Below are 12,119 nucleotides of genomic sequence, written 5' to 3'. Positions count from 1 at the left end.
GTTTTCTTTGCGTGGGTGTGAAAACGATTTCAACGACCTGCGGCGCGCGGCGAATCCGCGACGCCAACAAGAGCAGGCACTTGCTCGATAAAAACATCTTCTGCATCGGAGACAGAATGAAACACGTCAAGAAAACCGCGATGGCTATCGCGGTATCCCATATCGCGGCCCTGTCGGGCGGCGTCGCACTGGCCCAGTCGGCCAGCTCGTCCACGGAGGGCACGGCCAGTGCGAATGCCAGCGTGGTGGTAGTGTCGGGCCAGCGCGCCGCGCTGCAGTCTGCCCAGAAGATCAAGCAGGATGCCGACGAAGTCGTCGACTCCATCAATGCCGAGGACATCGGCAAGCTGCCCGACCGTTCCGTGACGGAAGTGCTGCAGCGCGTGGTCGGCGTCACGATCGATCGCAGCATGTCCGGCGACCCGCAACACTATGCGGTGGAAGGTTCCGGGGTGGCGATCCGCGGCCTGAACTACGTGCGCTCCGAACTGAATGGACGCGACTCGTTCTCCGCCAATGGTGCCCGGTCCCTCAGCTTCGAAGACGTGCCGCCCGAGCTGATGGCCGGCGTGGATGTGTACAAGAACCCGTCGGCGGAACAGATCGAAGGTGCGATCAGCGGCCTGGTCAACCTGCGCACGGCGATGCCGTTCGACTTCAAGGGTTTCAAGGGATCGGTCTCGGGGCAGATGTCGTACTCCACGCTGCGCGAGGGCAAGCCCACCCCGTCGACGTCGCTGCTGCTGTCGGACCGGTGGAAAACGCGCTTCGGCGAGTTCGGCCTGCTGGTGGATTTCGCCAGGTCGCAGAGCGACACCCGCACCGACAATTTCCAGATCGAGCCGTACTACCCGCGTGACAACCTGGTGCCCGGACGCATCGTGTGGGTGCCAACCGGCGTCACGTGGCGCACAATGGAATTCGAGCGCGAGCGCAAGGGCCAGTACGCCGCGGCGCAGTGGCGGCCGAACCGCGACCTCTCCACGTCGCTGACGTATTTCAAGTCCAGCTACGAGAACAGCTGGAGCGAGCAGGCGATGCTGATGAAGCACACCACGCCGTACGCGATCCAGGTGGCCAACGGGGTCTACGATGCGAACGGCGCCCTGCTGTCCGGCACGCTATCGGACCCGGAACACGGCGGCATCAACCTGAACCCCGACCGCCGCGTCTCGGGCCGCAGTTCGTCGACCACCGATATTGCGTGGAACGTGCAATGGCGCGTGAACCAGGACTGGACAATCCGCAACGACGTGCAGCGCATCCGGGCCAAAACCAGTTCGCTGGACTCCGACGTCGCCACCGGCATGCTGCTGCAAAAGCAGGGCATCGACCTGACGACCAAGCTGCCGACCTTGCACTTCGACGATGCGGACCGCGCCGCCATCGCCGATCCGAACAATTACTACTGGGCCTACACGATGGAGCACCTGGACCGCTCGACGGCCAGCAACAACGTGTGGAGGACGGACGTGCAGTACAACTTCGATCACGCGGTGCTGCGCGACGTGCGTTTCGGCGTGCGCTTCACCGACCGCAAGTCGCTGACTCAGAACTCGAACCCCAGCTACAACTGGCAGGCCATCACCCAGCCCTATATGCTGGGCTGGAACATCCCCACGCTGGCCTACCTGGGCGATCCCCGCTTCAACAACGAGGTGCGCGTCCATCCGTTCAGCAATTTCTTCAACGGCGACGCATCGGTGCCCGCGGCGGTGTTCCCCAGCGACAGCCTGGCCCGCGGCTATCCCGACAGCTATGCCACGCTGCACGGCTACCACACCGTCCTGTGCGAGCAGCAGGCGGCCGCCCAGGGCTGGGGTACCTGCGAGCCGTGGAAGCGCGCTACCTTCGGCACCGACCCGGCCGAAATCAACGACGTGGCCGAAAAGACCAGGGCGTTCTATACCCAGCTGCGTTTCGGCTTCGATGAGCTGAAGTATCCGGTGGACGGCAATATCGGCGTGCGCTACGTGAAGACCGACATGCGCGCGGCCGGCTACACCGTGTTCACGCCGAACGTGGTATCGATTCCGCCGGGCGCCGCCGTGACGGGCATGCCGATCCCCGACATCAAGGCGCTCTCGCAGCAGGCCGACTTCGAGCATGCGTACAGCAACGTGCTGCCGAGCCTGAACCTGCGGCTGAAGGGCACGGGCGGCTGGCAATTCCGCCTGGCCCTGGCGAAGGCCATGTCGCGGCCCGACTTCGGCCGGCTGCAGGCCTACAACCGCTTGTCGCAGCAGGTCGACAGCAGCGTCAATCCGGCCACCGGCGCGGTCAATATCGATAGCGTCAGCCTGACCGGCGAAGCCTCCGGCAATCCGATGCTGAAGCCGACCCTGTCGACCCAGCTGGACCTGACTGCCGAGTGGTATTTTGCGCCGGGCGGCTCGCTGACGCTGGCCGTGTTCAACAAGCGCCTGAAAGACATCGTCGTCGACCAGATGGTCAGTGTCGAACTGCCGGATTCAACGGGCGCGATGCACAGCTTCGCCACCACGTCGCCGGTCAATGGCGCGAAGGGCCATGCGCGCGGCTTCGAACTGGCTTACCAGCAGTACTACGACAACGTGCCCGGCTGGCTGAAGGGCATCGGCGTGCAGGCCAGCTTCACGTTCGTCGACAGCGCGCGCGATTTGTACAACCCGGTGTATTCGGAATACTGCAGCGGCAGCGCCGACGGTGCCGCCAACCTGAACCTGAACATCAACGGCTGCGATACCGATGGCCGCGTGTTCGGCAACCTGCCGCTGCAGGGCCTGTCGCGCCAGAGTGCCAACCTGTCGCTGATGTACGACCGCGGCCCGGTCTCGGCGCGCGTTGCCTACAGCTGGCGTTCACGCAGCCTGCAGTCGGTGAATGCCTGGGGTGCGCGCGGCACCGACGGCAAGGATACCAATCCGGCCAGCCCGACCTACGGTGCCGAGAACCTGGCCTGGGGCTTGCCCTTGTGGGCCGAAGCATATGGCCAGATCGACGCCTCGATCTTCTACAAGCTGACCGAGAAGCTGTCGATCGGCCTGGAAGCGCAGAACCTGACCGATGTGAAGTTCCGGCAGACGATGGACCAGCATATCGGCAACATGAACCACACCTGGTTCAAGACGGGGCCGCGCTACACGGCGCAGCTGCGTTACGACTTCTGAGCCAGCGGGTGTTGCACGACAGGCCGGCCACCTGGCCGGCCTGAATGGAGACGCAGTACATAACGACAGGAGAAATCCATGATGCATACCGTATTCCGGCCAGCCCTGGCCACGCTCGTCCTGCTTGCCAGCGGTGCCGCCAGCGCCGCGCCGACATGCGCCGCAACGTATGCCACGCGCGACGACTGGGCCAACGGCTTCGTCGTCGACATCGTCGTCACCAATACCGGCAGCAATACCGTCAGCGGCTGGAACGTCACGTGGGACTATGGCAGCGCGGTCACGCTGGCCAGTGCACCGTGGGGCGCGCGGGTCGCGGTCGCGGGCGGCCGGGTAACGGCCACCGACGACGGCGGACGTCCATCGATCGCGCCTGGCGCCAGCATCGGCTTCGGCATGCCGCTGGCGTATGCCGGCGCGCGGCCGGTTCCCGGCAAGATCACGGTCGGGGGAGCCCATTGCACGATCCAGGGACCCAGCCCGAACCTGTACAGCGACCCGCAGTCGGCCGCTGCACGTTGGGTGCGCGACAATGCCGGCGATGGCCGCGCCGCCGAGATCGGCCCGCGCATTGCGGACCAGCCCGCCGCGAAGTGGTTCGGCGGCTGGAGCGGCGACATCGGCAACGCGGTGGGCAGCTATGTCGGCGCCGCGGCGGCCGCGCGGCGGGTGCCGGTGCTGGTCGCCTACAACATCCCGGCACGCGATTGCGGCCAGCACAGCGCCGGCGGCGCCGGTTCCGCGGGGGCCTACCAGGACTGGATCCGTGCCTTCGCCAATGCGATCGGCCCGCGCGAAGCCGTGGTGGTGCTCGAACCGGATGCACTGCCGCAGCTGGACTGCCTGGATGCCGCCGGCAAGGCGACGCGGCTGCAGCTGTTCCGCCACGCGGTGGCCCAGTTCAACGAGCGTGCGCCACGCACGGCGCTGTACATCGACATCGGCAACAGCGACTGGCTGGAGCCTGCCGAGGCGGCGGCACGCCTCGTCCAGGCCGGCATCGCGAGCGCCGAGGGCTTTGCGCTGAACGTGTCGAACTATCGCACCGACGGGGAAAGCAATCCTTACGGCATCGCCGTCAGCCAGGCATTGCGCCAGCAGGCCGGCTGGGGCAAGCCGTTCGTCGTCGATACCAGCCGCAATGGCGCAGGGCCGGACGGTCGCGAGTGGTGCGATCCGCCGGGCCGCAAGATCGGCGTGCCCCCGCGCGTGAATGCGGTGGGTAGCCAGCCTGCCATGACGTTGTGGGTCAAGGCGCCGGGCGAAGCCGATGGCTGCGCGGCGGCGGCGGGTACCTTCCTGCCCGAGATGGCCTTCAAGATGATCCACGGGTATTGATGCGCCGGCTGGCGCCGCGCCGCATTGCACCGCGGGGGCTGCGCCGGCCGTCGCATGGATAATATGCAAGACGGGCGGTACTGCCGGATGCGCCCCGCCTGTCTTTCCTGATCCCTGGCCCGGTCGCGTACCCGGCCTGCCTGACGATAGCTCCGCCGATGCCTACGACACCGACATTCTCCACTCCCGACCACCTCGCCGATTTCCGTGATGGACCGCGCCTGCTGGCACACGTGGGCGGCACGCATGTGCGCTTCGCGCTGGAAGCGGGGCCGGGCCGGGCAAGCCATGTGCAGGTCCTGCCATGCCTGGCCTATCCGACGCTGGCGGCGGCACTGCGCGCCTACCTGTCGCAAGCCGAAGTCGCCGCGGCCGCGCCGGTGGTGCGCCATGGCGCGATCGCGGTCGCCCGCCCGGTCATCGGCGATGTCGTGCGCATGACCGACCTTCACTGGGAATTTTCGGTTGCCGGGCTGCGCGACGAGTGCGGCTTCGACGTGCTGGCCGTGGTCGACGATTTCGCGGCACTGGCCCGGGCGCTGCCGTACCTGGACAACCGGAAGTGGCAGGTGGGAGGGGGCTGCGCCGTGCCCGACACGCCGCTGGGTTTGATCCGCGCCGATGCTGGGCTGCGCGTCTCGGGCCTGATCCCCACGGCCGCGGGCTGGGCGGCCCTGCCATCGGAAGGCGGCCATGCCAGCTTTTCGCCGGTCAATCACACGGAGATCGCCATCCTGCGCTTTGCCCGGCGCGAATTCGGCGACGTGTCGGCCGAACGGCTGATGTCCGGGCCCGGCATCGAACTGGTCTACCGCGCCCTGGCGGACTTGCGTGGCGTGCCCGCCGAACCGCTGTCCGTCGCCGACATCATGCAACGCGCGCTGCGCGGCAGCTGCCTGCTGTGCGACGAGACGGTGGAGGCCTTCTGCGGCATGCTGGGCACCGTGGCCGGCAACCTGGCGGTGACGCTGGGCGCGCGCGGCGGCGTGTACATCGCGGGCGGCATCGTGACCAGGCTCGGCGAGCGCTTCGACCGCTCCTCGTTCCGCGCGCGCTTCGAGAAGAAGGGCCGTTTCGAGCGCTATCTCGGTGCGATTCCCACCTGCGTCATCACGGCCGACCATCCCGCCTTCGCCGGGCTCTCGGCGATCCTTTCGGAACGTCTGAACGCCCGGGTTGGCAAACCGCCGGCTCCTCTGGTATAGTTCTGCTCCGCGCGGGAGTAGCTCAGTTGGTAGAGCGCAACCTTGCCAAGGTTGAGGTCGAGAGTTCGAGACTCTTCTCCCGCTCCAGTTTCCCTGGAACCGCGCACGGTATCACGGCTTCATGCATCACCACTCCATGCGGGAGTAGCTCAGTTGGTAGAGCGCAACCTTGCCAAGGTTGAGGTCGAGAGTTCGAGACTCTTCTCCCGCTCCAGTTTCCCTGGAACCGCGCACGGTATCACGGCTTCATGCATCACCACTCCATGCGGGAGTAGCTCAGTTGGTAGAGCGCAACCTTGCCAAGGTTGAGGTCGAGAGTTCGAGACTCTTCTCCCGCTCCAGGATTCAAGAGAAGGCAGCCCATGTGGCTGCCTTTTTGCATCTCCGCATTCAATGCGACGAATCGCCTACGCTGGCGCCAGCTGGCGGATGGCCGCCGCCAGCTTCGCCAGGTCGGCGCCGCGCGTGAAGTACGACGGCGTCACGCGGATGCAGCTGCCGCCCGCCGGCCCCGAACGCGCCACGGTGAAGATCCCGAACTCGTCGGCGAGGCGCCGTGACAGCGCCACGTTGTCCTCGAACCCGGTGCGCCCGCGCAGGCGGAACGACGTGACCGCGCCGCTCATCCCCGGCTCCTCGGGCGTCAGGATCTGCACGCCCGGCACGTCGATCACCTGGCGCACCCAGTCGTCGCGCAACCCGCGCAGCCGGGCCGCCCGTTCCTCCAGCGGAACCTGTCCATGGAACTTCAGCGCCGCCGGGATCGTCATGATCGCTGCCATGTTGACCGTGCCGGCATGGACGCGGGAACGGATGTCCGTCGCGGGGAAGTTCGTCGCGCCGGCCTGCACGCCGATATCCTCCAGGCGCGCTTCGCGGATGTACAGGAAGCCCAGGCCGAGCGGCGCACCGATCCACTTGTGCAGGTTGGCGCCGACGAAATCGGCGCCCAGGTCGGGGATCCTGTAATCCAGCTGGCCCCAGGATTGCGCCACGTCGACGATCACGTCCACGCCGCGCGCCTTGGCCATGCGCACGATCTCCGCCACCGGGATCACCAGCCCGGTACGGTGGCTGACGTGCGTGAGCAGCAGCAGGCGGGTGCGCGGGTGCCTGCGCAAGGCCTGTTCATACGCATCGATGACGTTCTGGCGGCTGGCCGGCTCCGGGATCTGCACCGCCGCCGCGCCGCCGCCGCTGCGGCGGGCCAGGTCGTTCATCGCATCGATCATCGTGTCGTAGTCGAGATTGCCGTACATGACCGTCTCGCCCGGCTTCACGAGCCGGTAGTTGCAGATCAGGTTTTGCAGCGACTCGGTGGCGCCGCGCGTGATGGCAAGTTCGCCGGTCGCCACGCCCGCATGCGCCGCCAGCTGGGCGCGGATGGCTTCGATGCCGTCGCGGTCGAAATCGCGGCGCAGGAAATGCGAGTTGTAGCGGTTCAGGTAATCGATATTGCGCTTGAAGTCCTCTGCCACCGGCCGCGCCATGATGCCGAAGTAGGCGTTCTCCAGGTTGACGAATTCGCTGGCCACGTCATAGCTGGCGGCCAGCTGCTGCCAGTCGCGCACCGGGGCCGTGGTGGTCGCCGGAACAGCGCTCCTGGCGCTTCCGGCTGCCGCCAGCCCCGCGGCCAGGCTGGCGGCGCTGCGCAGCAAGGCGCGGCGCCGTTGGACGAAAGAATTCATGGATGCTCCTCTTGGTGGTGGTGGCGGCAAGGCAGGGCGCCGGGCCGGATCGATGATACGTACCCCGGCCGGGCCGGGGAATCCCGCTGATGGGGCAGCGACAATGGCGGCGCGATCCGGTATCGGTGCTCGCGCCGGTGTCCGTCGCCCCGGCGGTTGAAGGCGTTCAGGATCTACAAGCTGAAGTCGGCCGTCAGCTCGACGGTGCGCGGATCGCCCAGCACGATCTGGTTGGCGGCGCTGGAGCCGGTCCACTTGGCATACAGGCGGTCGGTCAGGTTGCGCACCCGCAGCGTCACCCTGGCCGGCCCGGTACGCCACCTGGCATACGCATCGGCCAGCGCATAGCCGTTCATTCGCACGGTATTGGCGTTGTCCGCATAGCGTTCGCCCGTGTAGCTGAGGCCAGCGCCGACCGCCAGGTCGAGGCCGGCGATGCGGTAATCGCTCCACAGCCGCGCGGTGCGCTCCGGCACGTTCACCGGCAGCTTGCCCACGCGCGACACGCCGCCGGCCTCGACCAGCGTGTCGTACTGCGCATCCAGCACGGACAGGTTGCCGGCCAGGCTCAGTGCCGGGCTGGCGTGCCAGCTTGCCGACAGTTCGACGCCGCGCGACGAGATCCTGCCATTGTTGACGGTGAGATTCGGCTGGTCCGGATCGCGCGACAGCACATCGGTCTGCCGCAGCCGGTACAGCGCGGCGCTCCAATCGAAACGGCCCGCCAGGCGCTGCTTGATGCCGACCTCGAACTGCCGTCCGCGAGTCAGCGGATAGGCCGCGCTAGCGGCGTTCATCAGCAGCAGGTTCGAGCTGCCTACCGGTGCCGCCGCGGTGCCGGCCTGGCCGTACAGCGACGTTCCCGGGCAGACTTCCCAGACCACGCCTGCGCGCGCCGACGTTGGCCGGTAGCGCCTGGCGAACGCGGTCCTGGCGGCGAGGTCGAGGTCGTCGACCTCGTTTTCCAGGCGGATGGTTTCGCGGCGCAGGCCGGTGACGACCGTCAGCTCGGGGGCGAGCGTCAACGCATCCTCGGCAAACACGGCGGCGGTGCGCACCCGCGTGCGCAGCAGGGCGCGGTTGCCGGGGCCGGTGGTCAGGGCCCGGCTGTCGTCGTAGTGGCCCTGGTCCGGATCGAACAGGTCGACCTGCAGTGCCGCCCGGGTGGTGGCCGAACCGTCCGAGAAGCGGCGGTCGCTGGCGAACGCGGTATGGGTCAGTTCCACGCCGGCGACGAAGCGGTGCCGCAGGCCGGCCAGCGTGCCCTGGTAGCCCAGGTCGACGCGGTCGCTCCACACCCGGTGCGCGTGGCTCACGTGGCTCTGGGTGCGCACGATGTTCGCCGGCGCGCCGAAGACATTGCCTTCCGCATTGCGCCACAGCCGGTCGGCATCGTAGCGCGACAGCTCGTTGCGCAGGGTCCAGCCGGGTGCCGGTTCCCAGCTCAGCCTGGCGCGCAGCCACAGGCTGTCGGCGTCCATCACGGCATCCAGCAGGTTGTAGTTGATCCGGGCGACGCGGCGGTCGATGACGCGCCCGGCCGGATCGCTGACGGCGCCGGTCGGCGCGCCCGCCAGCGCCGCCGGGATCAGCGGCGTGCCGTAATAGGCACCGAGGTCGTCGCGCAGTCGGTCGAGCGACAGGTCGAGCCGCAAGCCGGGGCGGAACGTGGTCTGCCAGGCCGCGGTCAGGTGCGTCAGTTTCTGGCCGGTGCGGTCGATCCAGCCATCGTGGCGGTTGTGGCTGAGGTCGATGCGCCAGGCGCTGGCGCTGCCGGCCGCCCCGCCCAGGCCGAATGCCGCTCGCCGCGCGCCGTAGCTGCCCACGGACAGCAGGGCTTCGGCGCTGGCTTCGCGGCGGGCCTGGCGCGGCACGAAGTTGACGGCGCCGCCGATGCCGCCCTCGCCATGCAGCACCGAGGAAGGGCCCTTCAGCACTTCGATGCGTTCGTAGTTCCAGCTGTCCTGCGGCCGGGTCGACATGGTGGCGGTCGAGATGCGCGCCCCGTCGTACAGGTAGGTGATGAAGCCGCCCGTGAAACCGCGGGTCGAGGCGACACCGGGCGAGCCGGGGTTGCCGCCCACCGTCATGCCCACGGCGCCGCCCAGTGCATCCTCCAGCGTGCGCGCGCCGCGCTGTTCCATCAGCGCGCGGTCGATCACCTCGACCGATGCCGGGGTCTCGGCCAAGGTCAGCCCGAGCCGCGAGCCGGCATCGGCCACGGTATCGAAGGCCGGCCTGGTCGCGGCGGTGATGGTGACGGTGGCGATCGGCTGTTCGTCGGCGCTGGCCGGCGGCATCGGGCTGGCGGCGATGGCGCCGGCGAGCAGGGGAACGATGTTTTTCTTCATGATGTCGTGATGGATTGAGAGGCGCCCATGCCAGGCGGGCAGCACCGGGTGGCGCGCGGCGGTGGCATCCCGGCAAAGCCAGCGCGAGTGCATGGCTCGATCGGGGAGTTCGCCCAAGCAGTGCTACTATATGAGATTGATAATGCAATATCAATAGAGAATTGCGTTCCGGCCAGTCAGGATCCGCAAATCAGCTGGTGCATTATCAGCATTATGGGAACAGTGAAGCCTTCAATGCCGCGTTTACCCTCCCGCGAGTGGCCACTATGATGAACCCGTCAACCACTCGCCAGGAGCACATCATGATCCACCAGGTCATCGCCCGCGAAACCGGCAACCCTTCCGTGATGCAGTACGAAGCCGCCGCCGATATCGGCAATCCCGGCCCCGGGCAGGTCCGCCTGCGGCAGGAGGCGATCGGCGTCAACTTCGTCGATACGCTGTTCCGCTCCGGCGCGTTCAAGATGCCGCTGCCGCTGCCGCTGGCGATGGGCGTCGAAGGCGCGGGTGTCGTGGTGCAGGTGGGCGAGGGCGTCACGACCGTGCAGCCGGGCGACCGCGTGGCGTACTTCTTTGCCTTCGGCGCCTACTCGACCGAACGGCTGATCGATGCGCAGCAGCTGGTGCGCCTGCCGAAGGAAGTCAGTGCCGAAAGCGCCGCCGCCACGTTCACGAAAGGCCTCACGGCCTGGATGATGCTGTTCGGCGCCCACCAGCTGCGGGCCGGCGAAACGGTGCTCGTGCATGGCGCGGCCGGCGGCGTGGGCTCGATGGTGGCGCGCTGGGCCAGGGCGCTGGGCGCCACCGTGATCGCCGCTGCCGGCTCGGCCGCCAAGGCCGCGACCGTGCAGGCCCACGGCGCGCATCACGTGCTGCTGTCGGACGATCCGGCGCTGGCGTCGAAGGTGCGCGAACTCACCGGCGGCTTCGGCGTGGAGGTCGTCTATGAACTGGTGGGCAAGGACACGTTTGCCCAGTCGGTGGAAGCGCTGCGCGATGGCGGCTACCTCGTCCACGTCGGCAACGCGTCGGGCAGCCCGGCCGTCGACAAGGCCGCGCTGGCGGCACGCGGCATCCGCTACATCCAGCCGAGCACCGGGCAGTACGTGGGCGAGCGCGCCAGCCTGGAACGGGCCAGCGCCACGCTGTTCGCCGCGATGCGCGATGGCGTGTTCGGCGAAGTAACGGCGACCCGCTATCGGCTGGCCGATGCCGCGCGCGCCCACGAGGACATCGCCGCGCGCCGCCTGTCGGGCGCCGCGATCCTGGTGCCGGAAGAGGTAGCGTAAGAAGTCACGTCAAGGCGCCGTGTAAAAAGCAGCGTCAGCGCGTTGCCAGCGCGGTGTACGGCACCGGCAGCCAGTCGAACGCCGTGCCCGCGGTGCGCACGTAGCCGATCCCAGGGAACGGCGTGTGCGCGGCGGCCACCAGGTAGCCGCGCCGGGCCGCGTCCGCGAACGCGGCCTTGCGCTGGCGGGCCGCCGCCGGCGAATCCACGTCGAAGCGGATCGTGATGTCCGGCGCGGCGAACTGCACATCCTTCGCGTGCAGCAGGTCGCCCCAGAACTGCAGTTCCTTGCCCCCGCTCTTCAGCACATACACGGTATGGCCCGGCGTATGGCCCACGGCCGGCCGCGTGGACAGGCCCGGCAGCAATTCCTCCGCGCCGTCGAACGTCTTCACTTTCCCCGCTGCCCGGTAGGGCGCGAACTGCTCCGCGGCCTGGTCGAAGCCCGCCCGCTGGTTTTCCGCGGCGCGCGGCTTGTTGGCCGGGTCGAACCAGAACTCCGCATCGTGCCGGTTCACGTACACCGTGGCGTTCGGGAACAGCGCCGCGCCATTGGCCGCGAGCCCGCCCGAATGGTCGCCGTGCACGTGCGTGACCAGCACCGCATCCACCTGTTCCGGCGCGTAGCCGGCGGCGCGCAGGCTTTCCTGCAGGCGCCCGCCGGCACCGGGGCCGAACAGCTTGCCGGCGCCCGTGTCGACCAGCACCAGGTGCGTTCCCGTGTTGACCAGGTAGGCGTTGATCGAGGTTTCCACCTGCGGCCCCAGGTGGCTGCGGGCGAGCAGGGTGTTCACTTGCGCCGGCGTCGTATTCGTCAGCAGCTGGTCCAGCGGGATCGTCACCGTGCCGTCGGAAATGGCCGTCACTTCGGCGCTGCCCACCATCATGCGGTAGTAGCCGGGCGCCTGCGCCAGCACCATCGGTGCGGCGGCCTGCGCCACCGGCATGCCGGGCGCGCCTGCGAACGCGGCGCCGGCCAGCAGGATCGTCATCAGTTTCTTCGTCTTGTTCATGGCAGTCTCTCCATCGTTCGTGCCGCGCGTCCGCGCAGCGATGCCGCCATGATGTAAGCTGGACGAATATCAATCAAATCGATTGTC

At 68.0% G+C, this 12,119-nt stretch carries 7 protein-coding genes and 3 tRNA genes; 7 read left to right on the top strand and 3 right to left on the bottom strand.

The window, feature by feature from the left end; all coding sequences use genetic code 11:
• The first annotated feature begins 116 nt into the window (after positions 1-116).
• From OU994_RS22890 to OU994_RS22865, 6 genes are all read left to right on the top strand, one after another.
• Positions 117-3,149, top strand: a complete 3,033-nt coding sequence (locus OU994_RS22890; protein WP_281607827.1) for a TonB-dependent receptor — start codon at positions 117-119, stop codon at positions 3,147-3,149.
• Between the two features lie 78 nt (positions 3,150-3,227).
• Positions 3,228-4,487: a glycoside hydrolase family 6 protein gene (locus tag OU994_RS22885; protein ID WP_281607826.1), complete on the top strand. Its 1,260-nt coding sequence runs from the start codon at positions 3,228-3,230 to the stop codon at positions 4,485-4,487.
• 158 nt (positions 4,488-4,645) lie between these two features.
• Positions 4,646-5,692 carry a glucokinase gene (glk, locus tag OU994_RS22880; RefSeq protein WP_281607825.1) on the top strand — a complete coding sequence of 349 codons (1,047 nt, stop codon included), beginning with the start codon at positions 4,646-4,648 and terminating at the stop codon, positions 5,690-5,692.
• An 11-nt stretch (positions 5,693-5,703) separates the two neighbouring features.
• Positions 5,704-5,779, top strand: a tRNA-Gly gene (locus OU994_RS22875).
• Between the two features lie 51 nt (positions 5,780-5,830).
• Positions 5,831-5,906: transfer RNA gene (locus tag OU994_RS22870), tRNA-Gly, on the top strand.
• Positions 5,907-5,957: 51 nt separating this feature from the next.
• Positions 5,958-6,033 (top strand) — tRNA-Gly (locus OU994_RS22865).
• Between the two features lie 66 nt (positions 6,034-6,099).
• On the opposite strand, the gene OU994_RS22860 is transcribed toward OU994_RS22865, so the two are convergent.
• Together OU994_RS22860 and OU994_RS22855 are read right to left on the bottom strand one after the other, a co-directional pair.
• The gene (locus tag OU994_RS22860; protein ID WP_281607824.1) at positions 6,100-7,380 is read right to left on the bottom strand and encodes an aminotransferase class V-fold PLP-dependent enzyme; all 1,281 of its coding nucleotides are present in this window, start codon (positions 7,378-7,380) and stop codon (positions 6,100-6,102) included.
• Positions 7,381-7,553: 173 nt separating this feature from the next.
• Complete coding sequence (locus OU994_RS22855) at positions 7,554-9,824, bottom strand: TonB-dependent siderophore receptor (protein ID WP_281607823.1); 2,271 nt, start codon at positions 9,822-9,824, stop codon at positions 7,554-7,556.
• 209 nt (positions 9,825-10,033) lie between these two features.
• Between OU994_RS22855 and OU994_RS22850 the strand changes: the two genes are divergently transcribed.
• Positions 10,034-11,020, top strand: a complete 987-nt coding sequence (locus tag OU994_RS22850) for a zinc-binding dehydrogenase (RefSeq protein WP_281607822.1) — start codon at positions 10,034-10,036, stop codon at positions 11,018-11,020.
• A gap of 34 nt (positions 11,021-11,054) precedes the next feature.
• Here OU994_RS22850 and OU994_RS22845 read toward each other — a convergent pair whose 3' ends face one another.
• Positions 11,055-12,032, bottom strand: coding sequence for an MBL fold metallo-hydrolase (locus OU994_RS22845; RefSeq protein WP_281607821.1), 978 nt, complete (start codon positions 12,030-12,032; stop codon positions 11,055-11,057).
• Positions 12,033-12,119 lie beyond the last annotated feature (87 nt).

The sequence above is a fragment of the Pseudoduganella sp. SL102 genome, assembly GCF_027856995.1.
Lineage (GTDB): Bacteria > Pseudomonadota > Gammaproteobacteria > Burkholderiales > Burkholderiaceae_D > Rugamonas > Rugamonas albidiflava.
Note: the sequence above shows the minus strand (reverse complement) of the source record. Positions and strands in the feature narration are given on the sequence as shown.